Annotated in this window: 21 protein-coding genes; 13 read left to right on the top strand and 8 right to left on the bottom strand. The window is 59.1% G+C overall.

Annotated features, from left to right (window positions below; translation table 11 throughout):
- Positions 1-46: 46 nt before the first annotated feature.
- The 4 genes from cpdA to parC all read left to right on the top strand — a co-directional run bounded on the left by cpdA (position 47) and on the right by parC (position 6,055).
- Positions 47-859, top strand: coding sequence for a 3',5'-cyclic-AMP phosphodiesterase (gene cpdA, locus G3M63_RS19130; protein WP_163984106.1), 813 nt, complete (start codon positions 47-49; stop codon positions 857-859).
- A gap of 480 nt (positions 860-1,339) precedes the next feature.
- The gene (gene parE / locus G3M63_RS19125) at positions 1,340-3,235 is read left to right on the top strand and encodes a DNA topoisomerase IV subunit B (RefSeq protein WP_163984105.1); all 1,896 of its coding nucleotides are present in this window, start codon (positions 1,340-1,342) and stop codon (positions 3,233-3,235) included.
- A 39-nt stretch (positions 3,236-3,274) separates the two neighbouring features.
- Complete coding sequence (locus G3M63_RS19120) at positions 3,275-3,793, top strand: TIGR02281 family clan AA aspartic protease (RefSeq protein ID WP_371923492.1); 519 nt, start codon at positions 3,275-3,277, stop codon at positions 3,791-3,793.
- A 12-nt stretch (positions 3,794-3,805) separates the two neighbouring features.
- Positions 3,806-6,055, top strand: coding sequence for a DNA topoisomerase IV subunit A (gene parC / locus G3M63_RS19115; RefSeq protein ID WP_163984104.1), 2,250 nt, complete (start codon positions 3,806-3,808; stop codon positions 6,053-6,055).
- A gap of 56 nt (positions 6,056-6,111) precedes the next feature.
- Here the strand turns inward: parC and G3M63_RS19110 are convergent, their stop codons facing one another.
- Positions 6,112-7,662 carry a hypothetical protein gene (locus G3M63_RS19110; RefSeq protein WP_150299596.1) on the bottom strand — a complete coding sequence of 517 codons (1,551 nt, stop codon included), beginning with the start codon at positions 7,660-7,662 and terminating at the stop codon, positions 6,112-6,114.
- A gap of 325 nt (positions 7,663-7,987) precedes the next feature.
- On the opposite strand from G3M63_RS19110, the gene serB reads away from it, so the two are divergent.
- Complete coding sequence (serB, locus tag G3M63_RS19105; protein WP_150299597.1) at positions 7,988-9,199, top strand: phosphoserine phosphatase SerB; 1,212 nt, start codon at positions 7,988-7,990, stop codon at positions 9,197-9,199.
- 75 nt (positions 9,200-9,274) lie between these two features.
- Here serB and G3M63_RS19100 read toward each other — a convergent pair whose 3' ends face one another.
- The 3 genes from G3M63_RS19100 to epmB all read right to left on the bottom strand — a co-directional run bounded on the left by G3M63_RS19100 (position 9,275) and on the right by epmB (position 14,418).
- Complete coding sequence (locus tag G3M63_RS19100; protein WP_163984103.1) at positions 9,275-11,341, bottom strand: EAL domain-containing protein; 2,067 nt, start codon at positions 11,339-11,341, stop codon at positions 9,275-9,277.
- 51 nt (positions 11,342-11,392) lie between these two features.
- Positions 11,393-13,189, bottom strand: a complete 1,797-nt coding sequence (locus G3M63_RS19095; RefSeq protein WP_163984102.1) for a molecular chaperone — start codon at positions 13,187-13,189, stop codon at positions 11,393-11,395.
- A gap of 206 nt (positions 13,190-13,395) precedes the next feature.
- The gene (gene epmB, locus G3M63_RS19090; RefSeq protein WP_163984101.1) at positions 13,396-14,418 is read right to left on the bottom strand and encodes an EF-P beta-lysylation protein EpmB; all 1,023 of its coding nucleotides are present in this window, start codon (positions 14,416-14,418) and stop codon (positions 13,396-13,398) included.
- Between the two features lie 118 nt (positions 14,419-14,536).
- Here epmB and efp point away from each other — a divergent pair, with 118 nt between their 5' ends.
- Together efp and epmA are read left to right on the top strand one after the other, a co-directional pair.
- Positions 14,537-15,103: an elongation factor P gene (gene efp / locus G3M63_RS19085; RefSeq protein ID WP_150299603.1), complete on the top strand. Its 567-nt coding sequence runs from the start codon at positions 14,537-14,539 to the stop codon at positions 15,101-15,103.
- Positions 15,104-15,216: 113 nt separating this feature from the next.
- Positions 15,217-16,176, top strand: coding sequence for an EF-P lysine aminoacylase EpmA (epmA, locus tag G3M63_RS19080; RefSeq protein ID WP_163984100.1), 960 nt, complete (start codon positions 15,217-15,219; stop codon positions 16,174-16,176).
- A gap of 361 nt (positions 16,177-16,537) precedes the next feature.
- Here the strand turns inward: epmA and asd are convergent, their stop codons facing one another.
- Together asd and G3M63_RS19070 are read right to left on the bottom strand one after the other, a co-directional pair.
- Positions 16,538-17,386, bottom strand: a complete 849-nt coding sequence (gene asd, locus G3M63_RS19075; RefSeq protein WP_163984099.1) for an archaetidylserine decarboxylase — start codon at positions 17,384-17,386, stop codon at positions 16,538-16,540.
- 10 nt (positions 17,387-17,396) lie between these two features.
- Positions 17,397-18,206: a rhodanese-like domain-containing protein gene (locus G3M63_RS19070; protein WP_163984098.1), complete on the bottom strand. Its 810-nt coding sequence runs from the start codon at positions 18,204-18,206 to the stop codon at positions 17,397-17,399.
- A 284-nt stretch (positions 18,207-18,490) separates the two neighbouring features.
- Between G3M63_RS19070 and motA the strand changes: the two genes are divergently transcribed.
- Positions 18,491-19,345 carry a flagellar motor stator protein MotA gene (gene motA, locus G3M63_RS19065; protein WP_150299607.1) on the top strand — a complete coding sequence of 285 codons (855 nt, stop codon included), beginning with the start codon at positions 18,491-18,493 and terminating at the stop codon, positions 19,343-19,345.
- Position 19,346: 1 nt separating this feature from the next.
- On the top strand, positions 19,347-20,390 hold the full coding sequence (motB, locus tag G3M63_RS19060) for a flagellar motor protein MotB (protein WP_163984097.1): 1,044 nt from the start codon (positions 19,347-19,349) through the stop codon (positions 20,388-20,390).
- Positions 20,391-20,428: 38 nt separating this feature from the next.
- Here motB and rsgA read toward each other — a convergent pair whose 3' ends face one another.
- Positions 20,429-21,454, bottom strand: coding sequence for a small ribosomal subunit biogenesis GTPase RsgA (gene rsgA / locus G3M63_RS19055; protein ID WP_163984096.1), 1,026 nt, complete (start codon positions 21,452-21,454; stop codon positions 20,429-20,431).
- An 84-nt stretch (positions 21,455-21,538) separates the two neighbouring features.
- On the opposite strand from rsgA, the gene orn reads away from it, so the two are divergent.
- Entirely contained in the window at positions 21,539-22,081 is a 543-nt protein-coding gene (gene orn / locus G3M63_RS19050) for an oligoribonuclease (protein ID WP_150299610.1), read from the top strand.
- Here the strand turns inward: orn and queG are convergent.
- Entirely contained in the window at positions 22,071-23,138 is a 1,068-nt protein-coding gene (gene queG / locus G3M63_RS19045; protein ID WP_163984095.1) for a tRNA epoxyqueuosine(34) reductase QueG, read from the bottom strand. The two genes, orn and queG, sit on opposite strands and share 11 nt — an antisense overlap.
- A 75-nt stretch (positions 23,139-23,213) precedes the next feature.
- Between queG and G3M63_RS19040 the strand changes: the two genes are divergently transcribed.
- Genes G3M63_RS19040 through G3M63_RS19030 form a run of 3 tightly spaced genes read left to right on the top strand, consistent with a single transcriptional unit; the run spans position 23,214 to position 26,619 of the window.
- Positions 23,214-24,719, top strand: coding sequence for an NAD(P)H-hydrate dehydratase (locus tag G3M63_RS19040; protein ID WP_163984094.1), 1,506 nt, complete (start codon positions 23,214-23,216; stop codon positions 24,717-24,719).
- Positions 24,712-25,179: a tRNA (adenosine(37)-N6)-threonylcarbamoyltransferase complex ATPase subunit type 1 TsaE gene (tsaE, locus tag G3M63_RS19035; RefSeq protein WP_163984093.1), complete on the top strand. Its 468-nt coding sequence runs from the start codon at positions 24,712-24,714 to the stop codon at positions 25,177-25,179. Before G3M63_RS19040 ends, tsaE begins: the two co-directional genes overlap by 8 nt.
- Positions 25,180-25,221: 42 nt before the next feature.
- Positions 25,222-26,619 (top strand): N-acetylmuramoyl-L-alanine amidase, encoded by a 1,398-nt coding sequence (locus tag G3M63_RS19030; RefSeq protein WP_223824972.1) that lies wholly within the window; start codon positions 25,222-25,224, stop codon positions 26,617-26,619.
- Position 26,620: the final 1 nt, after the last annotated feature.

Genomic DNA, 26,620 nt, shown 5'->3' with positions numbered 1-26,620 from the left:
AATTGTCATCATTTCCCTTGGGAAAGGGATCAGGAGCAGGCCGTCGATGCCGCCAGTCATTACAACCGAAGCTGGATACGTCAGTATCGTTCAGCTTACGGACAGTCATTTGTTTGCCGACCATAGCGCCAGGCTGCTTGGTCTCGATACGTTCGCCAGCCTCAATGCGGTTATTGATCAGGTGCTTGATGAAGTCGATCAGATGGATCTTGTACTTGCTACTGGCGATATCACTCAGGACGGCTCTGAAGGCGGATATCAGCGGTTCATGGATGCTGTCAAACGCTTGCCCGCCGAATGTCGCTGGCTGCCGGGGAACCATGATGACGCGCAGTTAATGCGTACTCTCGGTGATGAGTCCGGATTCAACGCCGAATGGGTTGATCTTTCCAGCTGGCGCATCGTGCTGCTGGATTCAAGTATTCCCGGGGCTGTGCCAGGCCACCTTGACGAGCAACAACTGGATAGACTTGATCGCGCCCTGGCCACCGCAGGCGGGCGTCACCTGCTGGTGAGTCTCCACCACCACCCAGTGGATATCCAGAGTGACTGGATGAACCCCCTGGGGTTGCAGAACGCCGACCGGCTGCTGCAATGCATTGATGACAGCGGCAGTGTTCGGGCCCTGCTGTGGGGCCATATTCACCAGCATCTGGACTTGATGCGTGGGAATGTCCGCTTGCTCGCCACGCCGTCGACATGCATCCAGTTTGACGCACACAGCGCAGATTTCGCTACTGATACGCAGTCGCCCGGATACCGCTGGCTGCGGCTGTATGATGATGGCTCAATCGAGACACAGGTGTCGCGCTTGCCTGACGGCCTCTTCGTAGCCGATCCGGGCGCGAGTGGTTACTGATTCACCTTCCGATAGCGCCGTTCGGCTAGTGCTTGAGTGCCCGCCGGCCCGCTAGGGTCTGTTGCCGTTTCATCGCGGCCGCGACGGAGACCCGTTTGGCGCAGAACAAGGCGCGAGGAGTGAAACTTGGTTGTTCCAAGTGAGCGACGAGTAACGCAGTGCTGCGCTAAACGGGCCCTGTCCCTTCGGGTTGCGTGTCAAATGCCGCCATGCGGCGTTGCGGGACTTGGCAAGGGAACAACCATTACCTGCATCCCGCGCCTTGCGGATCGCCGCCCGGCCTTGCGCCATTTGACACAGCAACGCGGCTCGCGATGAAACGGCAACAGACCCTAGGGCATCAGGCATTGGCACGTCGTCCCCCGGGCGGATACTATGCATGCAGTTTCCAATCGATGCCGCCCGGTCATTGTCGCCTGTGCCTGTTCGATACAGGCGGTCGCCGGGCCTGCATACTTGTCAAGGATAGCCAGACCGTCTATGTCGCAATCGACTTATAACGCCGACGCACTTGAAGTACTCAGCGGCCTTGATCCGGTACGACGTCGACCGGGCATGTACACCGACACCACGCGCCCAAACCACCTCGCCCAGGAAGTCATCGATAACAGCGTTGACGAGGCGCTCGCCGGCCATGCGCGGACCATCAGCGTCATTCTGTATGAAGACAATGCACTCGAAGTGACCGATGACGGTCGAGGCATGCCGGTAGACATGCACGCGGAAGAGGGCGTATCCGGGGTTGAGCTGATCCTGACGCGTCTGCATGCCGGCGGGAAGTTCTCCAGCAAGAATTATCAGTTCTCCGGCGGTCTGCACGGGGTGGGAATATCGGTGGTCAATGCGCTCTCGCTGCGGGTTGAGGCGCGGGTGAAACGGGATGGCCAGGAATATGCGATCGCCTTCGAAAATGGCGAAAAGGTCAGCGAGCTTGAAGTAGTCGGCAGCGTCGGCAAGCGCAATACCGGTACCTCGGTCAAGTTCTGGGCCAATCCTGGCTATTTCGATACGCCGAAGTACAGCATCAGTCGGCTGAAACACTTGCTCAAGGCCAAGGCGGTTCTCTGTCCGGGCCTGAAGGTGGATTTCGACGATCGTCAGTCCAGGGAGCAGACTTCCTGGTACTACGAAGATGGGCTGCGCGATTATCTGGTCGATTCCTGTCTCCAGTGGCCGCGATTGCCGGAGGAGCCTTTCACCGGCAATTTATCCTCGCGTCAGGAGGCGGTGGAATGGGCCATGTTCTGGCTACCTGAAGGCGGCGAACTGGTACAGGAAAGCTACGTCAACCTGATCCCCACGGCCCAGGGCGGGACCCACGTCAACGGGCTGCGCACCGGAGTACTCGAGGCGGTCCGGGAGTTCTGCGAATTCCGCAATCTGCTGCCGCGGGGCGTCAAGCTGGCGCCCGAGGACGTGTGGGAGCGGGTCAGTTACGTGCTGTCCCTGAAGATGGGTGATCCGCAATTCTCCGGGCAGACCAAGGAGCGGCTGTCGTCCCGTGAGTCGGCCGCTTTTGTGTCAGGTGTGATCAAGGATGCCTTCAGCCTGTGGCTGAACCAGCATGCCGATATTGGCCAGCAGTTGGCCGAAATGGCCATCAATCACGCCAGCCGACGCTTAAAGGCTGGCAAGAAGATCGAGCGCAAGCGGATTACCCAGGGCCCGGCGTTACCGGGCAAACTGGCTGATTGTGCGGGACAGGATCCCCGCCGGGCCGAGCTGTTCCTGGTAGAGGGCGACTCGGCCGGTGGCAGCGCCAAGCAGGCGCGTGACAAGGAATTTCAGGCGGTGATGCCGCTACGAGGCAAGATCCTGAATACCTGGGAGGTCGATCCCGGTCAGGTGCTGGGTTCGCAGGAAGTACATGACATCGCGGTGGCGATCGGCGTTGATCCGGGCTCGCCGGATCTGGCGCAACTGCGCTATGGCAAGATTTGCATCCTGGCCGACGCGGACTCCGATGGTCTGCATATCGCCACCTTGTTGTGCGCCTTGTTCGTCAAACACTTCCAGCCCCTGGTCGAAGCCGGTCATGTTTTTGTGGCGATGCCGCCACTGTACCGGGTGGATGTCGGCAAAGAGCTTTTCTACGCCCTCGATGATGCGGAAAAGCAGGGCATCCTCGACCGAATCGAGGCAGAAGGTAAGCGCGGCAAGATCCAGGTCACGCGCTTCAAGGGGCTCGGCGAAATGAACCCCCTGCAGCTGCGTGAAACCACCATGGCGCCGGATACGCGTCGGCTGGTCCAGTTAACCATCGACGATATGCCGCAGACCGAAGCGCTGATGGACATGCTTCTGGCCAAGAAGCGCTCACCGGATCGCAAGAGCTGGCTCGAGAGCAAAGGGAATCTGGCCGAGGTGCTGCTTTGATTCGAGCAGCCGCTCTTTGGATGGGACAGAGATTTGGCTGTGGCTGAAAAGCCTTCTTCCCGTCGCTTCGGTACCGCCATGCTGGTGCTGGCCTGGATTGCCGGTTTAGCCTTGGCGGCCAACTGGTTCGCCGGTATCGAAGAGCGTCAACGCAACCCCAACCAGCAGCCGGAGTCGCTTCATACGGAATCCGTGGTTGAGGTGCGCCTGGATAGCAACCGGCAAGGTCACTATCTGGTTGGCGGGCAGATAAATGGGGTGGACGTTACCTTCCTGCTCGATACTGGCGCGACCTTTGTTGCCATACCAGCGCAGGTGGCTGACGAGCTTGGCCTGGCGCGTGGCCGACCGGTCATGGTCAATACCGCGAACGGTTTGGCTGAGAGTTACAGCACAAATATTGAAAGCCTTGCGCTGGGCGATATCCGCCTGCGGGATGTCGCCGCCGGCATCGTTCCCGGCATGTCGGGTGACGAGATTCTACTGGGTATGAGCGCTCTGCGGCAGCTGGATTTCAGCCAGCAGGGCGGACAACTGATTTTGCGGCAGAACCGCTAATAGAGGGTGAGTATGAGTGACAGCCTGGATCTGAGCATGGAAGGCGTGGAACGCCGTGCACTGTCGTCGTTTACCGAGGAGGCGTACCTCAATTACTCGATGTACGTGATCATGGACCGGGCCCTGCCGAACATTGGTGACGGCCTGAAGCCGGTACAGCGCCGCATCGTTTATGCAATGAGCGAGCTGGGACTCTCTGCCACGTCCAAGCACAAGAAATCGGCAAGGACGGTCGGTGATGTGCTGGGTAAGTATCATCCCCACGGTGATTCCGCGTGCTACGAGGCGATGGTTCTGATGGCCCAGCCGTTTTCCTATCGCTACCCTTTAGTGGATGGGCAGGGCAACTGGGGCGCGCCGGACGACCCCAAGTCCTTTGCGGCGATGCGTTACACCGAAGCACGCCTGGCTCGCTACAGCGAAGTGCTGCTGACTGAGCTGGGGCAGGGCACGGTAGACTGGCAACCCAATTTCGACGGCACCATGGAAGAACCCATGGTCCTGCCTGCGCGCTTGCCCAACCTGTTATTGAACGGCACGACAGGCATCGCCGTGGGTATGGCGACGGATATTCCGCCGCACAACTTGCGCGAAGTGGCCGCTGCCTGCGTACGTTTGCTGGATGAACCGGGCGCTGGCGTCGATGAGCTGATGGAACATGTCCAGGGGCCTGACTACCCGACCGAGGCGGAAATCATCACGCCGCGTAGCGAGCTGGCCAAACTCTACTCCACCGGCCGCGGCTCCGTACGTGCCCGCGCGGTCTGGGAGCGTGAAGATACCGACATAGTCGTCACTTCGCTGCCGCACCAGGTGTCAGGTTCGCGAATTCTTGAGCAGATCGCCGCGCAAATGCAGGCGAAAAAACTGCCTATGGTCGCGGACCTGCGCGATGAATCTGATCACGAGAATCCGACCCGTATCGTCATTGTGCCGCGTTCCAATCGCGTGGATGCCGAAGAGCTGATGCAACACCTGTTCGCCACTACTGACCTGGAGCACAGCTATCGGGTCAACATGAATGTGATCGGGACCGATGGCCGACCCGCTGTCAAAGACCTGCGCAGCATGATCAGCGAATGGTTGGGTTTCCGGATCACTACGGTGCGTCGTCGTCTGCAGTACCGCCTGGACAAGGTTCTCAATCGACTGCATTTGTTGGACGGCTTGCTGGTTGCGTTTCTCAACCTGGACGAAGTCATTCACATCATTCGCACCGAAGATCAGCCACGCGCCGAATTAATGGCCCGCTTTGGCCTCAGCGAGCTCCAGGCTGACTATATTCTGGATACCCGGTTGCGCCAGTTGGCGCGCCTCGAGGAGATGAAGATCCGCGGCGAACAGGATGCGTTGGCTGCTGAACGTGACCAGCTACAGAAGCTGCTGGGTAGCGAGAAGCGCCTGCGCAACAAAGTCCGCGATGAATTGATTGCCGATGCCGAGACCTATGGGGATGACCGTCGTTCGCCGCTGATCGAGCGCCGCGAAGCCCGCGCGCTATCCGAAACCGAACTGGTGCCCGCCGAACCTGTAACAGTGGTGCTGTCCGAAAAAGGCTGGGTGCGCTGCGCCAAGGGCCACGAAGTAGACGGCCCGGCGCTGTCCTATCGTTCGGGTGACAACTTCCTCGCCCAGGCAGCAGGCAGGTCTAATCAGCCTGCAGTGTTTATCGATTCCACCGGGCGAAGTTACTCGGTGGCAGCGCATACCTTGCCGTCGGCACGGGGGCAGGGCGAGCCCCTGACTGGACGCCTCAGTCCGCCGCCAGGCGCAGCATTTGAAGCGGTACTGATGCCTGATGACCAGGCGCTATATCTTGTTGCGTCGGATGCTGGTTATGGCTACGTGGCACAGGGCTCAGATCTCCACGCCAAGAACAAGAACGGCAAGGCGCTGCTCAGCGTTCCGGCCGGAGGAAAGGTGATTGCTCCGGTGCTCGTCTCTGATCAGGCAAGCGATTCGGTGGTAGCTGTCTCCAATGAAGGGCGCTTGCTGGTGTTCCCGGTTGCGGAGCTGCCTCAGCTGGCGAAGGGAAAAGGCAACCGGATCCTGTCCATTCCCTCGGCACGCGTTAAGTCGCGGGATGAATTTCTTGCCGGGCTAACGGTGTTGTCCGCCAATGCCAATCTGGTGCTGGTCGCGGGCAAGCGGACGCTGACGCTTAAACCTGCAGATCTGGAACATTATCGCGGTGAACGCGGACGGCGTGGTAACAAGTTGCCGCGCGGGTTCCAGAAGATCGATTCTATTGCCGTAGGCTAAACTTGTCGCCGTCTCGTTGGGCAAGCAACGGGGCGGCGATAGCGCCGGCTTGCTGATCAGTTGCGCCGTTGGGTGTACAAGGCGTTCAGCTGCCGCTCCAGCAAGGTTTGGTGCGGTTCTTTGAGTCGTTCAACGCAATACACGCCGGACTGGCTTGCCAGGCGTCTTACCACCGCACGCTGGCCGAGAATCCCGGTGGTAGCAAGCGACGCATCCAATAGCACCAGATTGCGGCTGAACTGCAGCCGCTCCAGCATCTGCTTGCAGTCGGGTTGCTCTGTATACGCGTCGTCCTCCAGCTCATCAATATTCTCGGTACGGCAGGCAGCCAACTGCAGGTGCAAGGCAATACCCGTGTCAGCAATCTCGATCTGCAGGTCATGCCCTAGAACCCTCAGCAATTCGCCGCAGCTGAGGACCCTGGTGAGTTCTTCAGCATCATCCTTGCCCGCGTCGTCAGCGAAGGAGATCACGCTGGTGCCATCGTGCAGCGTTTGCAATTTTCCCTGGTAAATCTCAGCCGCCTGGCTTACATGTTCCCGATAGCGTTCGAGCAGCGATAGCAAGCGCGGGCGGGCGAGGCGACGTAGCGCCTCCTGATTACCGAGCCGAACTGCCAGGACAGCGCCTGGTATTGCCGGGGCAGGAGGAGGGGCTACAGGTTCCGTAACGGCTTCGGTCTCGTTCGACGACACATCCCGGGATGATCCTGCTATATCGGGTCGGAGAGCCTGGTCACGCGATTCTTCCTCAAAGGTTTCGTCATCACCATCGGAAATCTCTGCTTCGCTCCGGACGGTGAAGGCGTCGGCGTCAGCATTTTCATCGACCGGCTCCTGTTCTACCGGGCCGAACACGGTATCCGGGTCCGGAACGGAGTCGAGCGAAGCAGGCGCTTGTGCGGTGTTGGGCTGGTTTGCTAACTCCATGGTTGCTGGTTCCAGCGAATCTGAACCGAACGCGTCTTCCGGCTCGTCCAGCTCTTCCGGCTCGGCAGGAGCCGGCATGTCGACAATACGCCGCTCGGTTAACCGTCGGGCAAGGTCGCCCAGTTCATCGGCGCGATCCAGACCCGCCGGTGGCGAATCGGTATCGCCATGCCAGTCAGCGAGCTCATTCAGCACCTTGCGCATTCCGGCAGCCATGCGCCAGGCCAGCAGCGCGCCCAGGAGAGTGAGCCCAAGCAGGCTCCATAGCAGATGGCGGACCAGGGCTTGCCCTGGCGCGCTGAACGGCTCAGCTGCCAGGCTCAACCGCAACTGGCCGGCCAGTACGTCCTGAACATGTACAGCCGTGACGAAGCGGCCCTGTCCAGGTGCCAACTGTGCGGCCGAGACCTTGCCTCCTGCCTCGGCCACGATGCGGTTATCAGGGGTGGTCAGGCTCGTGTGTGCAATCAGCGGGTTCTGATTCCACTGCGCAAGCAGAATGTTCAGGCTCAAATGGTCATCCGCGGCCAGAGGGTCCGCGACGGAGGCGGCAACCTGGCGCGCGAGCTCGGCGCCGACCGCGTCAGCCTGAGCCGCCGTGTCGCGCTGGAGCTGATACTGGCCAAACCAGATGAGTAACAGGAGAGCCCCGAACAAGGGCGTCAGGACGAGCAGCATCAAACTGCCCCGCAACTTGATGCTCTGGTCGCGCCAGGCGGCATAGCAGCGGAGGAAAACATTGTCGGAGTGCGATGAGCGATTCAAGATAAAACTCGATATGGCAGGTGAAAGATCCGGCGAGCGAAGGGGCAGTCCGGTGTGATTGAACTTCGCGCCCTTCGGAAGCGATTGAGTATAGCCATTCCGCCATGGGGTAAAAAGCGGCCATCCAATAAGTCGTCGCCTAGGGCCTGTTGCCGTATCATCGCGGCCGCGATGATACGGCAACAGGCCCTGATTACGGTTAGAATGGCGGCCCAGTCTTTTCAGCGGAGCGGCTACCTTGAACGAAATTGTCCTGATCAATATTACCGGGCCTGATCGGCCGGGTCTGACCGCTGCGATAACCGGCATTCTGGCGCGGCAGAACGTTCGGATTCTGGATATCGGTCAAGCAGTGATCCACGATACGTTGTCATTTGGCATTCTGGTCGAGATGGCGGGCGATACCGGAATGTCTGATGTATTAAAGGACGTTTTGTTCCGCGGTTACGAGCTTGATCAGCAGGTCCGTTTCACGCCGGTCAGCGCTGAAGAATATAGCCGCTGGGTCACTGGCCAGGGCAAGCCCCGGCACATCGTAACCTTGCTGGCGCGGCGCATTACTGCCGAGCACATCGCCCGGGTCAGCGAGATCACCGCACGTTTCAATTTGAACATAGACCATATCGACAGACTGTCCGGCCGTATCCCTGAGGGCCTGCCGGCCGATCAGGGCAAGGGCTGTATAGAATTTTCTGTGCGCGGTGAGCCCGACGATCCCGCCGCTCTGCGTAGTGAGTTCCTGGCCATCGCCCAGGAGCTGAATGTCGACATCGCCTTTCAGCAGGACAGCATCTTTCGCAGGAACCGTCGGCTGGTCGTCTTCGACATGGATTCCACCTTGATCGATGCTGAAGTAATTGATGAGCTGGCCAAGGCAGCAGGCGTCGGCGATCTGGTAGCAGAAATCACCGAACGGGCAATGCGTGGCGAACTGGATTTCAAGGCCAGCTTTCGGGAGCGTATGGCGCTGCTCAAAGGGCTGCCTGTGTCAGTGCTGGAAGAGATCGGCGCTGGCCTGCGGCTGACCGAGGGCGCGGAAACGCTGATAGCCCAACTGCGGCGTCTGGGCTACAAAACCGCAATACTCTCGGGCGGCTTCAGCTATTTTGCAGAACAATTGCAGCAGCGCCTCGGCATCGATTATGTCTATGCCAACGCCTTGCCAGTCGAGAGCGGCCTGGTTACAGGCGAGGTGCAGGAGCCGATCGTCGATGGACAACGTAAGGCGGATCTTCTTCGCGAACTGACTGAGCGCGAGGGGATAAGCCTTGAACAGACCATCGCGGTGGGCGATGGAGCCAATGATCTGCCGATGCTCGCGATTGCCGGTCTGGGCGTGGCATTCCGTGCCAAGCCGCTGGTCAAGCAGTCAGCCAAACAGGCCATTTCTACCCTTGGGCTGGACGGCATTCTGTATCTGCTGGGCTTTAGAGACAGGGACGGGTACTAATCAATAGTGTGACGGAGGCGGCGCTACACCTCTCGCAGCATAACTCGCGAATCGGCGCCGTTTCGGCGCCATCCATCACTCTGCAGAGAAATCGTAGTTCATCGTCTCGCTGGGTGCCTGGAGATAGAACCCCTGAATGTAATTGACCCCGGCCTGCCACAAGGTCGGCATCATGGTCGCGCTATCGACGAAGGAAACGATGGTCAGCTTACCCTTGCTGTGCAAGGTGGTGACGATTTCCTTGAGCGCTTCCACTGATTCAGGCGTGGAAAGATCCCGGCTGAACGAGCCATCCAGCTTTACGTAATCAACATGGACATGTTTCAACGCTGCATAGGGGTTCAAGGCGCAGCCGAAGTGGCTCAGCGAAACCTTGCAATGGATTCCACGTAGCGCCTCGGTGAATGCCCGGGCCTGCTTCAGATAGGTATTGACGTCCGCATCGTTGAACTGGAACACCAGCGCATCCATGGGCAAGCGTGATTCCTTGAGCAGCTGCGAAATCCACGGCACCAGATCCAGGTCCTGCAGGCTGGCGCTGTTCAGGTTAAGGATCAACCGCGTATCGGTGCCCTTGCTACGCTGTGCCACAAGCATTCGGACTGCCTTGCCGATCATCCAGCGGTCGAGTTCGCCGGCTAACCCCGAATCGATCGCCGCCTCGAGATACTCGCCAGCAGGCACTTCCTCACCCTGGCTATTGAGCAAGCGAAGGTAGGTTTCATACAGCTCGGAGCTGTCTCCGCGCAGGCTGATCACCGGCTGGAACTCTAGTTTGACCGCATCGGTTTCGATGCTATGGCGAATCAGTGCGATAAGATTTCCACGATTGGCCTGATGCGCCAGTTCGTCCAGCGGATTGAATACCTTCACCGCGTTACCGCCGTCCTGGCTGATCTGGTCGCACAGGCGATGGGCGCGATCCACGGCCTGGACCGGGTCTGGACTGGTCTCGCTGATGGTAGAGACGCCCATGCTTGCCGTGATCTGTACGGTGCGTCCGTTGGCTTCGAACAGGTTGCCTTCGATTTGCCGGCGAAGCGAGTCGAGCGAGTCGAGAACGCTTTCAGGCTCCTGCGCATCCAGCACGAGGCTACAGGCATCATCGCTGAATCGCGCCATCAGCGTCTCGTCCGGAAAAAACTGCCGGAGAATCTGTGCAATATCGGCCAGTACCAGATCTGCACCGCCGATGCCGACATCGGCCTGGAGCGCATGGAAATTGTCGATACCGAGATAGACCAGCGTGCTTGGTTTGCCCTGACGAACAGCCTGTTCACTGATATTTTCAAGCTGTTCCTGGAAGTAGGCACGGTTGAACAGACCGGTCACCAGATCCTGGCGGGCCATGCTCTTGAGTTTTTCCTCGAACTCTGCGCTCGCGGTTTCGGCGCGGATGACGACCTGAGTGCAGGGTTCGTTGTCATAGCTGGCCGGGGAAAAAGTCAGCATGACGGGGAATTCCTTGCCGTCAACGTCCACACCGCTGCAGCGCATTTCGTTCTGGTCACCGCGGTCAATGTAGTGCCGCAGGAAATCCTTGAACACCGCCTGATCCTTCGCCGCGATCAGCCCGACCATCGGTTCGGCAGCAAGATCATCGACATCGTCATAACCGAACAACCGGGCGTAGGAGCGGTTGGCATAGATATGCATACCGTCGTGCACGTAGGCGATAGCGTCAACAGAGCTGTCGAGCAGCAGCTGGCAACGCTTCTCGGCTTCGCGCAGCGATTGCTCAGCGATACGCTGGTGCCTTCGCGCCGCCAGGCTGGCCAATTCGCGTTGTGCCACCAGCGTCAGCAGTGCATCGGAGTCGACGGAAATGGCGTCCTTCATGCCGCTGCGAAGGGCTTCCACCAGGGTTTCGGTGTCTGGCTCAGCCAGGCGGAGAATGAACGGGACATCACGGTCCGAGCCGATCAGGCTGAACGCTTGCCGAGCGGACATGAAGCTCGTTTCCGGGGCCGCAATACACAGGTCCCAGGTCTGTTGAAGGCATTCGTGCAGGTCTTCTGCCGAGGTAATGCGATGAGCGCGGGTGGCGTGACCGGCGTTGCGTAAAACGCTGACGATGCGCTCGGCATTGTTCTGCGAATCATCAAGTATTAACAGCCGTATAGCCTGCGTTTCGGTGCCCATAGTCTTCCATGTGTACGGGCCGGAGAAAGGCAGCCCTGACGTCACTGGAATCTACAACGTCTTCCACAGAGAGTCAAAATCATCCTCGCCGCCACCTGGCGTGCCTGGGCGCTCTCCAGCGCGACGGTCAGTGCCTGACATCGGGTCGAGGAACCGGTGTTCGAACTGACTGAAGCTGCCGGTAGCGGTAATGCGATCGACCAGTTGTGCCCGCGCTTCCTTGTGGCCCTGATGTATCACGACCTTGCTACCGACCTGAAAAGGCAGGCGTGGGGTAATGATGGTGGGTGGGCGATCGATCGCTGCTATCGCTGGAACCGTCAGCGCACGCAAATATTGGCTGGGTTGCTCGGATTTGCGGATCAGCTTGATAGCGCACGGCGTACAGTGCGGAGCGACCAGTTCGATACCCATTTGCGTGCCGCCACCGCGCACTTGTCGGATCCAGCGAACCACAGCGAGACTCCAGTCCTGACCATTGACCTCCTGCACGCCGAGCAGCTCGCCTGCCTGAAGTTGCTTTGGAACATCCCTTGGCCAGGTGAGGCAAAATCCGCCTGGGCTGTGATTAACGATATTCAGGGTATGGACCGGATACTGGTCGTCTTCGCTTTGCCGGTTGGCTGGCGTATCGGGCGCAGTGGCCGTGGTGTAATCGATCATCTCCATGTTCGACGGTGCCCAGTCGATACTCTTGTCCGTGTCGAAAGCGCTGTCCCAACCTTCCTTTCGGGCCCGCCTGGCCGCGTCGGAGAAGGGATTGAGTTCGGCTTCGTCAGTGGCGACAAATTTCGAGAAGCTCATGCCGGAAATCCGGTAATGGGTGGCGCTCATACCGATGCTCAACCGCATCGCGCCGTTACCCGGAACGCGGTTGAAGGTGCGTTCTGCCAGGTCGCCCCAGGACTGACTGACATGCTGCAACAGCTCTACGCCGAAGTCGTCAGGGATCTTCAGTGAGCTGCCGGCCTCGGCTCCATTGAGCATGAAATACTTGATCTCTTCGACCAGCCCCCGGGTCGCCAGTCCAGCGCTTGCGCTGATATCTTCGTCACGAATCAGCGATCGGTATCGCGGTGCGCAGTCCATGTCGGGATTGATGATGAATAGCGCGTCCGGATCGCCGGGGTCTACCAGGTGGACCCGCCTGCTCCAGTCCTCCAGCGTAGCGAACAGCTTACCCATGGCACTCTGGCGCATCTGATTGGGACGGGCCGCGCCCATCAGCAGCGCCATGGTATAGCAGTGCCTGATACTCAAGGCATGCCCGGCCGAGTTCTCGGCATCAGGGATAGGTTGCTTGTGCAGGCGTCGCCTGCGTGCAAGCTGATAGAGCTGATGCATCTCGAGCCAGACACCGTCGGCAACCGGGCAGTAGAGCTGGTATGCACGAAGCAGGGGGCCGCAAAGGCCGCGGATGGCGCGCTCAAGCGCTAGCGCCATGACGGTAGCATGCTCCTTGGGGCGGATGCTTTGCTCCTGCGCGACGATGATCTTGTAGCCGTTGGCCAGATGATTCTGCAGGGACTGCGACAGATTGGCGACTTTGCGCGGCTTGTCTTCAAGGACGATGGACTGGCCCAGGTAGTATTTCGATAGCGCAACGCAGACGTAGCGTACTTCAGGACGGATGAGCTCAAGCAACGCCAGACGCTTCTCGGGCGCGATGATCAGCTGATTCAGCTCGATCAATCCTTTGTAAAGCTGACGGGCGGTTTCTCCAATATTGGCTTTAGGCAAATTTCCCAGCCACTGGGAGATTCCTTTCTCCGTCGCTTCAGCGAAGCTGAGTGTTTCCAGCGTCTGCAGCGGTACTCGCAAATTGAGCTTATGCGTTGTGCTATTCATGTAGTTCCCAGTATCGAGGTCCCGCTGTCGCCTCGTCAAAATGACCGAACGTCAACAGCACTGCACGGTTTAGGCCATCCTCGACAATAACCGGTACCAAGGCGATCAGCTGGACCCTATTCAGAACCTGTGCCCTCACTCTAGCAGCTTATGTTCGTGCAGCTTATACCGGCGGCCATGAGTCCGATGAGACCTCAAGACAACCGTCATTCAACAGGCTGCACAACCAGCGGCACCTTGCTGCGTTCGCCCGCGATTTCACGAACCAGGCGCGGGACAAGAAAGCCCGGCAAGCGCGTCAGCATCTGTCCAACCAGTCGGATTGCCTGGTCATCTCCGACAAGAAAATGACGTGCACCTTTTACATGGTCAAGAATATGGAGATAGTAGGGCATTATGCCACTATCGGCTAGCCTTTCACTCAAGGCGATCTGATCTTCGAGTTGGTCATTCACGCCGCGCAGCAGAACCGCCTGGTTGAGCATCATGATTCCGGCGCTGCGTAGGGTGTGTACTGCTTGCTCCAGGCTAGGGTCCAGTTCGTTGGCATGATTGCAATGGAGCACCATGGTGACGGGCAGGCGGGTACCGCATAACGCGTCAATCAGGCCGGCCGTTACCCTTTGAGGAATAACCACCGGTAGACGAGTGTGAACCCGCAGACGCATCACATGCGGAATGTTCGCGATTTCCCGGGTCAGCCAGGCCAGGCGCTTGTCATTGGCTGCTAGTGGATCGCCTCCGCTGTATATCACTTCGCGAATACTTGCATCGGCACGGATGTAATCCAGCGCCTCCTGCCATTCAGCGGTGCTCAGGTTGTTGTCGTCGTAGGGGAAATGGCGCCGGAAACAGTAGCGACAATTCACTGCGCATCCTGCGCTGACAACGAGCAAAAGCCGGCCGTGGTACTTGTGAATGATGCCTGGCCGGGCGTTGGCGTGTTGTTCGCCCAGGGGGTCGGTCACGTAACCGGGCTGATCCAGGAGCTCTTCTCCGATGGGCAATACCTGTCTGAGCAGGGGATCGTCCGGATCGCCGCGGCGCATTCTGGCTATGTAGGGTTCGGGCACGCGCAACGGAAAATCCTGTGCGGCACCCCTCGCCGGATCAAGCAAAGAGTCGTGCAATTGGAGCCGGTCGAGAAGCGCTGCGGGGTCGGTAACACTGCGCGCCAGTAGAGTTTGCCAAGTGTCAGACTCAACAGGCGCTGAAGATCCATGTATCATTGCGTTTTTCCGCGCATGGGTGGCAGGGCATCCGTCGGGCGTTGCTGACAACGCCGGGCTGAAACCATCGGTCAGCGCGCTCTCGGATGATTCCGTTCAAACTGTAAGTGGGAAATGTATGGCCAATTATTCTACCAATGAATTCAAGCCGGGTCTTAAGGTGATGCTGGACGGCGATCCCTGCGCGATCCTGGAAAACGAATACGTCAAACCTGGCAAGGGACAGGCGTTCAACCGGGTCAAGGTGCGCAACCTGAAAAACGGCCGGGTTAACGAAAGGACGTTCAAATCGGGCGATAGCCTTGAAGGCGCTGACGTCATGGACCGTGAAATGGAATACCTGTACGCCGATGGCGAGTTCTGGCATTTCATGGCCACCGATGGTTCTTTTGAGCAGGTTGGTGCTGATGAAAAGGCTGTCGCTGACACCAAGAACTGGCTCAAGGAGCAGGTGATCTATCAGGTCACCTTGTACAATGGCGCGCCGATTGCCGTGACGCCTCCGAACTTCGTTGAGCTGGAAGTCGTCGAGACTGATCCCGGTGTGCGTGGCGATACCTCCGGCGGCGGCACCAAGCCGGCCAAGCTGGTAACTGGCGCAGTGGTCAAGGTTCCTTTGTTTATCAACGTTGGGGACACCCTCAAGGTTGACACCCGTACCAACGATTACGTCGGCCGCGCGTAAACCCTGTTTCGGCAGAAACCGGGGCCCTGGTCCCGGTTTTTTGTGTCTGTAATTTGGCGTCGCTGCATGCTTGGCACGTCAGATTCGCCAATTAACCTTTGAGTGGCCACCGAATGCACGATTGGCAACCCACCGCTTCAATCGACAATCTTCGACGCCGTGCCGGCATAATCAACCAGATCCGGCGCTTCTTTGCCGAACGTGATGTGCTGGAGGTCGAGACACCTGCATTATCTGGCGCTGCAGTGAGCGACCCGCACCTGTTTCCCTTCATAACCGATCTCGTACCGGAAGGCGGCGGCCCCACGCGCGTCCTTTATCTGCATACGTCTCCGGAGTATCCGATGAAGCGCCTGCTGGCGGCGGGCAGCGGCTCGATCTGGCAGCAGTGTAAGGTTTACCGTAACGGTGAAAGCGGATCGCGGCATAACCCCGAGTTCACCATGCTCGAATGGTACCGGGTAGGGTTTGATCATCATCAGCTGATGGAGGAAGTCGATCAGCTGGTGCGCTCTGTGCTCGGCTGCACCCCTGCGCGCCGAGTCACCTACGCTGATCTCTTCAGGGATCTGCTGGTAACGGATATTCATGGTTGCGATACGTCGGAGCTGGCGCGGCTGGGGTGGGAGCGCTGCGGTTTTACCGGCGAGCTGGATCGCGACGGCTGGCTCAACCTGTTGTTTTCCCATCTCATCGAACCTCAGTTGGTCGAGCCCACGATGGTCTACGCCTTTCCTGCGTCCCAGGCTGCTCTGGCAAGGATTGTAGGCTCTGACGACAGGGTGCCAAGCGCGGCGCGTTTTGAGTTGTTCATCAACGGCATGGAATTGGCTAACGGTTACTTCGAGCTGACCGATGCTATGGAGCAAGCTCGACGCTTCGAGACTGATCAGCAATTGCGCGCGGCATTGAACCGTCCTGTGCTCCCTGTGGATGAGCATCTGGTGCACGCACTGCATAGTGGTTTACCCGAGTGTGCAGGCGTGGCGTTAGGAGTGGATCGTCTCGTTATGCTGGCGATGGGGGCGCGCAGTATTGATGAGGTTATAGCCTTTCCCATTACTCGCGCTTGATAGCTCCCCGATCCGGCAGTATTGGTGGGCTGTAATTCGGGGCCAGCTGTCGCGAGGCGACAGGGCTGCGCCGACACGCTGCAAGTACGTCCCTGTAAGCTCGTCGATGACTTCCCTGTCATCGCACGGTCGGCTCAACCCTGTCGCCTTGCTTCGCATACACATTGGAGCGGCCTGATAGGAAAATCTGAAAAACGGTTTTAATCTCTGCCTCACGCCGATGCGCGACCAAGCCCGCCGGCTGTCAGGGTGGAGCAAGTGTTGAAAACAGGGATGTTTTCGTCAAGCCCCCAGGGACGGGTTCACGGCGTCTTGCGCAGTCCTGACGGCTGGTGGGCGACCGGCTCAGTTTTCCATTCCTCTAGCGTTGCTTGCCGAGCTTCTGACCCATTTGCACAAAATCTCCAGCGCCCAGGCCCTTGTCCCAGTCAGCCTTGTCCGGGCCGAAGAGTACGATCACAGTCGAGCCAAGTTTGAATCGACCCATCTCTGCACCGCGATCCAGCGACGGAGCCGCTTCGTTGTAATCGCGCGCGTGAAGCTGGCGTCGGTGGGGGGCAACCAGGCCGGCCCAGACGGTTTCCACTGAGGCAACGATCATCGCACCTACCAGCACCAGGCCCATCGGTCCGGCTGGCGTGTCAAAGATACAGACCACACGCTCATTGCGGGAGAAAAGCCTCGGCACGTTCTCCGCCGTGACGCGGTTAACCGAGAACAAGTCGCCGGGGACGTAGATCATCTCGCGCAGGGTGCCGCCCAATGGCATGTGGACCCGGTGATAGTCGCGCGGCGACAAGTAGACGGTGGCGAACTGCCCGCCCTGGAACAACCTGGCGTGCTCGGTATTTCCGCCGACCAACTCCTGCACGCTATAGCTTTGACCTTTTGCCTGGAATATCCGGCCGTGCTCTATCGCTCCGAGTTGACTGATCACGCCATCGGCGGGACTCAGAACCGAGTCGGATGCAGGGTCGAGTGGACGGGCATCGGGCGTGAGTGCGCGTGTGAAAAAATCATTGAAGCAGGCGTAAGCAGTGGGTTCGGGTTCTACGGCCTGGCGCATATCTACCTGATACCGCTTGACGAACCAGGTGATAAACGGATTTTTGACCCACGGCCAGGTGCAATTGGCCAGGCCGCCGGCAGCGCGTGATAGCAAGTGCTGAGGCAGCAGGTACTGCAGAATGATGAAAAGACGATCTTGCATTGATAAGTCCTTAGCTTTCGATAGGGGCGTTGGGATGATTGCCCCATTCCGACCACGAACCTGCGTAGGCTTTGACTCGCGGATAACCGAGAATCTTGGCCGCCAGGTAAGTGAATCCGGAGCGGTGATGGGTTTGGCAGTGAGTGACAATCTCCTTGTCGGGGGTAATACCCAGCTCGGCGAGTTTGTCCGCGAGATCGGTGCGTAGCCTCAGTCCGCGCTGCGGATCCATCCCCGCAGTCCATTCAAAATTGATCGCGCCAGGGATATGTCCGCCGCGGGCGGCAAGTACTTTCTGGCCCCGGTGTTCTTCAGGCGAACGCGCGTCCCAGATTATTCGGTCAGAGCCTTGCTGCTCCCGGACGAGTGTTGCCAGATCGATAGTGTGATCGTGGTTGAGCCTGATCCGTGGCTGGGTGGGCTCGGGGGCTTCCGAGGTGCTAACCAGTGGTCTGTCTTCTGCGGTCCAGGCCTTCAGGCCACCGTTGAGGTAGGAATAATGCTTATGACCGATCGAATCGAGCAACCAGATGAAGCGGCCAGCCCAGCCGCCGCCTTCATCGTCATAGACGATATAGTGCAGATCCGGATGGTGGCCTAGCCGGCCGAACAATTGTTCCAGTCGCTCCTGAGCAGGTAGTAAGCCGGGTGTCGGCGGCGGAGCGGTTATTTCTGACGGCACCACCGGGACTGCTCCAGCTATATGGCCGGCCTGGTACTCCTCTAGCTTACGTAGGTCGACGAGGCGGTACGCCGCCGGATTCAGTTGTGCCGGGAGCTGATCCGGTTCGATCAGCAAGGGTAAACAGGGGTGCGACATGTATGATTCCTGATCGATATTCATCCAGGGTGTCTATTGTGCCGGTTCGCGGGCACTGTTCAATCGAAGCGGACCGAGGGGCGTTACAAAATTCGAGCATCATTGTACTCAGGGTTTGAGCCGCGTTGCCGATAAAGTCTTCGTGGCAACCAGCGCTTCGTTTGCACTTGCTCATCGTAACCTGAAGGTCCGAATGGTCGTCACTATAACCTGATCACTAGAGTAGTGCCGCCCAAAGGCGGCTGCCAAGCACGTCCATTTTCTTGTCCGGGTCTCACGCGTTTATGTTGAAAATTGCAGGGTTTCTTGTCGTTATCGTCAGTGTCTTGGGCGGGTTCGTGTTGTCCGACGGGCAGGTGGCGGCGCTGTGGCATCCGTTTGAAATCCTGATTATTGGCGGGGCGGCGCTGGGCGCTTTCCTCGTTGCCAACAGTATGGCGACGGTCCGCAATACCTTCGCCAAGGTGCCGCAGATTCTGTTTGGGCACCGCTTCGGCAAACCTTACTTTCTTGATGTACTCGGGTTGCTGTATGAAATTCTCAACAAGTCCCGTCGGGAGGGGATGATGGCCATCGAGGCGGATATTGAGGAGCCGCACGAGAGTCCGATATTCACCAAATATCCGGCAATCCTGAAGGATGACCGCATGATTGCTTTCATCTGTGACTATTTACGCATCATGTCCACCGGCAATATGGCTCCGCATGAGCTTGAAGCCCTGTTCGACGTCGAGATTTCCAGCCTCACCGAAGAGCTGCAGACGCCATCCCATGCAGTGACTCGCGTGGCGGACGCCTTGCCGGGTTTCGGTATCGTGGCTGCAGTGTTGGGCATCGTGGTCACCATGGGCATTCTTGGAGATGCGGACAATGCGCAGATCGGAGAAAAGGTAGCCACGGCGCTGGTCGGCACCTTCCTGGGGATCCTGGCCGCCTATGGCTTCGTTGGCCCTTTCGCCGCGGCAATGGAACACGACGCTACCGAAGAGGCTAACACCTACGAGGCGGTGAAAATGTGCCTGGTCGCCAGTGCCCAGGGTTTGCCGCCCGCGTTGGCGGTGGAATTTGGCCGCAAGTCCTTGCTGTCCGAGCACCGGCCGAGTTTCCTTGAGCTGGAAGAGTCGGTGAAGGGCCGCTGAGATGGCTAACGATCAACCGATTATTGTCAAACGTATCAGCCGCAAGGCAGCAGCTCATCATGGCGGATCCTGGAAAATAGCTTTCGCCGATTTTGCGGTAGCGATGATGGCGTTCTTTCTGGTTATGTGGCTGGTCACGGTGGCGACGCCGGGCCAACGGGCGATGGTGTCAGGTTACTTCAACGATCCGATCGGTTTCTCGGAGGGCGGCAGTCCGTACGCGATTGACCTGGGCGGGTCGCCGACTGTGGCCCCGCAGAAGACCTTGAATGATTTGCCTGAGCAGGTTGAAGCGCCCCTGCAACTGGATAACGAAACCATCGCTGACCTGGCCGAGATGGCTGAACAGCAAGAGCTGGATGTTCTGCTGCAGGAGCTGCAAAACAAGATCGATGCTGAGCCGGTGCTTCAGCGCTTCAAGGATCAGATCTTGCTGGAGATCACTCAGGATGGATTACGCATCCAGATTGTCGATGCGGAAAATAGGCCCATGTTTGCCAGCGGCAGCCCGCAGTTACAGTCCTATTTTGAAGACATTCTGCTGGCGCTGGCTGACACCATTTCCAGCGTGCCGAAGAAAATCAGTATCGGCGGGCATACCGACGCCAAACCTTTCAGCGGTCGCCTGAGCTACGGCAACTGGGAGCTGTCCGCCGAGCGGGCCAACGCAGCGCGTCGCACGCTGGTCGTGGCAGGGTATCCTGAAAGTCAGGTCGCGCGCGTAGTGGGTTACGCTGACTCGGCACTGTTCGATCGGAACGATCCAACCAATCCGATCAATCGCAGGATCGATATCGTGGTGCTCAATAAGCGGGCTGAAGCGCAGCTGCTCGAAGGCACAACCGATCAGGCTGAGCCTGACGCTGTCCCTAACGATGCGCCCTTGATCAACGCTGTGCCAAGCGTGCCAGGGCGGTTCGAGGATGTTAGCGAGGGGCAGGGAACCGTCGCGCCGGCGCCCGCCCAGCCGGAATCAGCGCCGCAGACGCGACCTGCCAATTTATTCGACGATCCCGGTTCGCTCAGAAGACTGGGTGAGCCCTAGAAACTGCAGGCGTTTCCCGAAGGAAGCGCCAGCGGTGCTCACGGATTGGTGATGCCCGAAAGGATGTAGCGGTAACTGCGCATGCGTGTTGATGAAATCTCCCCGCGCTCGACCGCGGCAAGCAAGGCGCAGCCGGGCTCGTGCAGATGCTGACAATCGCGGAATTTGCAATGGCCGAGAAACGGTCGGAATTCGATAAAGCCTTCCAGTAGCTCGTCGTGGGAAATATGCGTAAGGCCGAATTCGCGGATGCCGGGGGAATCCACCAGATCGCCGCCCTCGGGGAAGTGGAAGAGCTTGGCGGTGGTCGTGGTGTGCATACCCTTGTTTGTTGCGTCCGAGAGGGCGCCTACGCGCAGGTCTTCGCCGGGCAGCAATACGTTGATCAATGAGGATTTGCCGACCCCGGACTGACCAACAAATACGTTGATGCGCCCCTTCAGTTCACCCCGCAGTTCATCCAGGCCATCACCGGAATCTGCGGACAGGCAGAGCGTGCGATATCCCAGCCGGGCGTACTCGTCGAGCCAGCCGCGTAGATAGGCAAATTCCGCCTGATTCAGCAGGTCCGCCTTGTTGAGAACCAGCAATGGCTCGAGCCCTGCCTGTTCAGCAGCCACCAGATAGCGATCGATGAGATTGCTGTGAGGTGTAGGCAGCGGGGCAAATACGATGATCAGGCGGTCGATATTCGCCGCTACCGGCTTCAGCTGGCCGCGGTGATCGGGGCGAAACAGCTCGGTGCGGCGCGGCAGTTGGGCAACGATCACGCCGCCGTTCTGGTTGTCAGCGCGCCACACCACCTTGTCGCCGGTAACCAGCGCTGGCAGGTTGGCGCGCATGTGGCAGCGTCTGACAAGCCCCGCCTGCTCGCCGCTGGTGGCCTCGACATCGACCTGAACGCCAAAATGCGCAATAACCAGACCTTCCTGCTCCGGGCCTAGATCGCCCCCGAGCAAGCTCTCTTCGGCGAGGTCGGCACGTTTGCCGGCGCGCACGCTGCGCTCGTCCTGAATTTTCTGAATGCGCCAGTTCTGACGTCGAGTAAGGTGTCGCTTGGCCATAGATTACACATCTTGGGAACCAGCCGCAGTGTAGCATGCAGGCGTATACTCTATTCATCCACTTACTCAGACACAGGACCTTGCATGCAGAACCCCGATAACCTGATCTGGATCGATCTGGAAATGACCGGTCTCGATTCCGATAACGACGTCATTATCGAAATCGCCACAGTGGTAACCGATGCCCAGCTGAATGCGTTGGCAGAAGGACCGGTACTGGCGATCAAGCAGCCGGACGCCTTGTTAGACGGGATGGACGAATGGAATACCCGTCAACACGGGCAGTCCGGGCTGACGCAGCGTGTGAAAGACAGTGCGATCGATCTGGCTGAAGCCGAGCGTCAGACACTGGCTTTTCTGCGTGAGTGGGTGCCGGAAGGACGATCACCCATGTGTGGCAACAGCATCTGCCAGGACCGGCGTTTCCTCTATCGCGGAATGCCCGAGCTTGAGCGTTACTTTCACTATCGAAATCTGGACGTATCGACGTTAAAAGAGCTGGCCGCGCGCTGGGCGCCGGAGGTAAAGAACAGCTTCAAGAAGCAGAGCAGTCACCTGGCCTTGGACGATGTGTACGACTCGATTGCGGAACTCAAGCACTACCGCGAACACTTCATCAAGTATTGATCGAGTGCCGCGAGAGGGCCCAGCGGACATGTTCGCTGACCAATTCAGACGGGTGCTGCGCACGCGCCTGCAGGGCCTGGATCACCGGCAAGCTCGAGGTGGCGTTACCCAGACCTATCGCCAGGTTGCGAAGCCAGCGTTCGTAACCTACCCGGCGAATGGGTGACCCCTCGGTATTTTTCAGGAAGGTTTGCTCATCCCAGCGGAACAGGTCGATCAGATCGGCCTGGTCGAGACTGTGTCGTGGCGTGAAATCCGCCTCGGAGGTGTCCTTGGCGAAGCGGTTCCAGGGGCATACCAGCTGGCAATCATCGCAGCCGAACACGCGGTTGCCCATCAAGGGTCGCAGCTCCTCCGGAATCGCTCCCTTCAGTTCGATGGTCAGATACGAGATGCAGCGGCGTGCGTCCAGCACGTGCTCTCCGACGAAGGCACCGGTCGGGCATTTGTCCAGGCAGGCGCTGCAGCGGCCACAATGATCTTCAGTATATGGCTGGTCGACGGGTAGAGGCAGATCGGTATACAGCTCGCCTAGAAAGAAGAAGCTGCCCGCCTTGCGGTTCAGCAGCATGGTGTTCTTGCCGATCCAGCCGAGACCTGAGCGACTGGCCAGCGCACGCTCCATTACCGGGGCGCTGTCGACGAAGGCGCGGTAGCCAAAGGGGCCGGCCAGTTCCTGTACCCGATCGGCCAGCTGTTGCAGTCGGCGCCGGATCAACTTGTGGTAATCCCGGCCGAGTGCATAGCGCGAGATATAGGCAGCGTCAGGATTCGCCAATCGTTTGGCCATGCTGGTATCAGTCGGCAGATAATCCATGCGCACCGAAATGACCCGACGGGTTCCTGGAACCAGTTCAGCCGGCTGGGTTCGCTTGCTACCGTGACTGGCCATCCATTCCATTTCCCCGTGATAACCCGCGCGCAGCCAGCTATCCAGCCAGGCTTCGTGCTGACCTATATCCGGCTCGCTGATACCGGTTTGCTGAAAGCCCAGTTCGCTGGCGATCAGGCGAATGTTGTCCGCCAGCTCGGCGTAATCGATAGTGGAATCAGGCATGAATAAAAGGAGGGTCTAGGGAGTGAGACAGCCAGGACGTATAATTCTGCCAGACATTCACGCCGGTAGCATGTCATGACGTCAGAAATGCCATTCGGGATATGTACAGCAGCCCAGACCCGCGAACTTGATGCGCGCATTATCGCGGCGGGAACGCCGGGTATTGAGCTCATGCACCGAGCAGCGGAGGCCGTCTGGCGGGCGTTGAGTGCACGGTGGGCTGGCGCTGGTCAGCTCAGCGTGCTGACCGGCAGCGGGAACAACGCAGGCGATGGTTATCTCGTTGCCCGGTTAGCGCACATTGCTGGGTGGGAGGTCCAAGTGTATGCGGTGAAGCCGCCGGAACGCTTACAGAATGATGCCGCTCGGGCCTGGCAGATTGCGCTTGAGGCCGGCGTTGAAGTGACTGCCTGGCATCCTCAGGCTCGCCTGGAAGGCGTGATTGTCGACGCCATGCTAGGCACCGGCTTGAATGGTGAAGTGAGCGAGCCGTACTCAAGTGCCATCGACGCGGTCAACGCGCTCAGATTACCCGTAGTCGCGGTGGATGTGCCGAGCGGTCTGGATCCTGATCGGGGGGCTGTGCTCGGCCACGCCGTCCGGGCGGATCTGACGGTGACCTTCATTGCTCCCAAGCTAGGCCTGTTCACCGCCCAGGGGCCAGATCAGGCCGGCGACGTCGAGTTCGCCCAGCTTGAAAGGATTCCGGGCAAGCCGGTACAGCCCGTTGCAGAACGGCTTGTTCCGGAGCGACTTGCCTGCAGGCTCCCGCGGCGGGCAAGAGCTGCCCATAAAGGCATGTTCGGCCATGTACTGGTCATCGGCGGCGACCTGGGTATGGGTGGCGCGGTCATGCTGGCGGCTGAAACTGCGCTACGTAGCGGCGCCGGGCGCGTCAGTGTCGCCACACGCTCAGCGCATGTTGCGCCGTTGCTTGCGCGGTGTCCCGAGGTAATGGTGCATGCTGTCGACAACCCTGAAGCGCTTTCCCTGTTGTTGAAACAGGCTACAACGCTGGTCATTGGTCCAGGTCTCGGACGCGCTGAATGGGGCCGACGGATGCTTGAACAGGCGCTGGCGAGCGACCTGCCCAAAGTGCTGGACGCTGATGCGCTGAATGAAATCGCCGTGCAGCACCCTGATGGACTGATAATAGGGGAGCAATCGGTGATTACTCCGCATCCCGCAGAAGCCGGACGACTACTTGGCTGTTCGACGGCCGCCGTGCAGGCAGACCGTCTGCTGGCGGTCACAACCCTGGCGGACCGGTTTGGTTGCGCCGCAATACTCAAAGGGGTTGGTAGCCTGGTTGCCGGTCCGGCATGCTTCCCGGCCCCGGTGGGTCTGTGTACCGATGGCAACCCGGGGATGGGCGTGGCAGGAATGGGCGATGTGCTCTCGGGGCTGGTCGGCGCGCTGTTGGCCCAGCACGTTGAGGCTGGCGCCGCGGCGCGTTACGCCACGCTGGTACATGCGCGAGCGGGTGATTGTGCTGCAGTTTCTGGTGAATACGGTATTCTGGCGTCTGATTTGATAATGCCTATCCGAACCATCCTCAATACTAGGGGCTCCCATGAGTGACAGTTTGTTTGCGGCAGACGAGCAGGCAATGGAGTCGCTCGGTGCAGCTATCGGTCAGGCCATGGGGTTTCGTGGCGTGATCTACCTGGACGGCGATCTGGGTGCAGGCAAGACGACGCTTAGCAGGGGATTGATACGTGCGTTGGGCCATCGCGGGGCGGTAAAAAGCCCGACGTTTACGCTGGTTGAGCCTTACGAACTGGAGGTCGGAACGATCTATCATTTTGATCTGTACCGCTTGCTGGATCCCGAAGAGCTTGAGTTTCTCGGCATTCGTGACTACTTCGCCCCGGGGAGTCTCTGCTTGATCGAATGGCCGGAAAAAGGCGCCGGTGTTTTGCCAAGTTCGGACCTGACGATTACCATTGCCGCAGAAGGCGAGGGGCGCCGGCTGCATCTGGCTGGTCATAGTGCGCAAGGCCAGGCTGCATGCCGGCAACTGCGCGACAAACAGGAGTAACGCAATACCGTGATCGGAACCACACTAGGACAAGGCAAGGCACTGGCCGTCTGGGCACTGGTAACCTTGTGTGCGCTGGTCGCAGGTACGGTGAGCGCAGCGGAGATCGAGAACGTGCGGGTCTGGCGTGCGCCTGACAATACCCGCGTGGTATTCGACCTGAGCGGTCCGGCTGACCACAAACTGTTTACCCTGAGCAGCCCGGAACGCATTGTCGTTGACCTTTCCAATGCCAATTTCAGCGCCGCGACGGATGCGCTCCCGCTTGCGGATACCCCGCTCAGCGGCTTGCGGTCAGCTCAGCGTAACGGCAGCGATCTGCGAGTCGTTATTGATCTGAAACAAAGGGTTACCGCGAAAAGTTTCGCATTGCCGCCCAATCAGCAGTACGGACATCGACTGGTGCTGGATCTCTTTGATGATGGTCAGCCGCCAAACCCGCTGCAGTCGCAAACGTCACCCGAGCCCTCGGCGTCACCCTTACCGCAAAAGCCGACCCGGTCCGCCAGTGTTATCGGTAACCGTGACATTATCGTCGCGGTGGACGCCGGCCACGGAGGGGAGGACCCGGGGGCCGTGGGTCATAAAGGCGCCCGGGAGAAAGATGTGGTGCTGGCTATCGCGAGTGACCTGAAAGCGCTGATCGATGCCGAACCCGGCTTCCGGGCCGAGCTGGTGCGTACCGGTGATTATTTTATTCCCTTGCGCAAGCGCACCGAAATTGCGCGTAAGCACAATGCCGACCTGTTCGTATCGATTCACGCTGATGCGTTCACCCGCACCAGCGCATTCGGCGCCTCGGTATTCGCCCTGTCGGACAATGGCGCGACATCTGAAACGGCGAGGTTACTGGCCGACAAGGAAAACCGTTCCGACCTGATTGGCGGGGTAGGGGGCGTCAGTCTGGGCAACAAGGATCAGGTGCTGGCCAGTGTGCTGCTCGACCTGTCGATGACGGCGTCCCTGTCGGCCAGTCTTGATGTCGGCAATCAGGTTCTGGGCTCTATCGGCAAGATCACACCGCTGCACAAGCGTCGCGTCGAACAGGCGGGCTTCATGGTGCTCAAGTCACCGGATATCCCGTCCATCCTGATCGAAACCGGCTTTATCTCCAACCCGGGCGAAGCGCAAAAGCTGGTTACCCGCAAACATCAGCGATCACTGGCGCGTGCCATTCAGGGCGGTATTCATGACTATTTTCTGCGTAACCCGCCACCGGGGACCCGCGTCGCTTCGCTCAAGGCGAATGGCAAGATCGCCCAGGGTCCGCGGGAACATACCGTTACCCGTGGCGATACCCTGACGATGATCGCTGCGCGCTACAACATCAGCCTGGCGAGCCTGAAACAGGCGAACCGCCTGGGTGGCAGCGACGAAATCCGGGTTGGTCAGGTACTCAAGGTCCCTGCTGGTAGCGTGCTGGTCAAGAATGAGTCCTGAG

Origin of the sequence: Pseudomonas sp. OIL-1 (genome assembly GCF_010669185.1) — a bacterium.
Lineage (GTDB): Bacteria > Pseudomonadota > Gammaproteobacteria > Pseudomonadales > Pseudomonadaceae > Halopseudomonas > Halopseudomonas profundi.
The sequence above is the reverse complement of the archived record's forward strand: the minus strand, read 5'-3'. Positions and strand labels throughout refer to the sequence as shown.